General features: G+C 39.5%; 1 rRNA gene. It reads right to left on the bottom strand.

The window, feature by feature from the left end:
* Positions 1–1,056: ribosomal RNA gene (locus KP703_RS15430) — 16S ribosomal RNA — on the bottom strand; the annotation flags it as partial.
* Between the last annotated feature and the right edge of the window lie 43 nt (positions 1,057–1,099).

Genomic DNA, 1,099 nt, shown 5'->3' with positions numbered 1-1,099 from the left:
ATGAAAACATCTTTGGCAAATGCTTTCGCTTAAGTTAGTCTTACGACGGTCCAAGAATTTCACCTCTCGCGTCGTAATACTAATGCCCCCAAACTGCTTCTATTAATCATTACCTCTTGATCTGAAAACCAATGAAAGCAGAACAGAGGTCTTATTTCATTATCCCATGCACAGAATATTCAGGCATTTGAAGCCTGCTTTAAGCACTCTAATTTGTTCAAAGTAATAGTACCGGCCCACAATAACACTCGTTTAAGAGCACTAATGCAGGTTTTTAAATAGGAGGAACATATGAAAAAATACAAGTATTTAATCACATATAAGAACTCCACCGGTAATACGCTTACATACATAAAGGTATAGTACTAACCACAATTGTAAGTTGTACTACCCGTATGAAGCACAAGTTCAACTACGAACGTTTTAACCGCAACAACTTTAATATACGCTATTGGAGCTGGAATTACCGCGGCTGCTGGCACCAGACTTGCCCTCCAATTGGTCCTTGTTAAAGGATTTAAAGTGTACTCATTCCAATTACAGGGCCTCGGATATGAGTCCTGTATTGTTATTTTTCGTCACTACCTCCCCGAGCTGGGAGTGGGTAATTTACGCGCCTGCTGCCTTCCTTAGATGTGGTAGCCGTTTCTCAGGCTCCCTCTCCGGAATCGAACCCTGATTCCCCGTTACCCGTTGCAACCATGGTAGTCCTAKATACTACCATCAAAAGTTGATAGGGCAGACATTTGAAAGATCTGTCGTCGGTACAAGACCATACGATCTGCATGTTATCTAGAGTTCAACCAATATAACGATCTTGCGATCGCTTGGTTTTAGCCTAATAAAAGCACATGTCCCATAAGGTTCATGTTTTAATTGCATGTATTAGCTCTAGAATTACCACAGTTATCCAAGTAACTGTTAACGATCTAAGGAACCATAACTGATATAATGAGCCTTTTGCGGTTTCACTTTTAATTCGTGTGTACTTAGACATGCATGGCTTAATCTTTGAGACAAGCATATAACTACTGGCAGGATCAACCAGAATAATGTTTTCTTTTCATATTTCATTCATATTTTTTGAATTGAAATAAGC

This window comes from Acetobacter sp. P5B1 (assembly GCF_018811985.1).
Taxonomy (GTDB): Bacteria; Pseudomonadota; Alphaproteobacteria; order Acetobacterales; family Acetobacteraceae; genus Acetobacter; species Acetobacter cerevisiae.
Note: the sequence above shows the minus strand (reverse complement) of the source record. Positions and strands in the feature narration are given on the sequence as shown.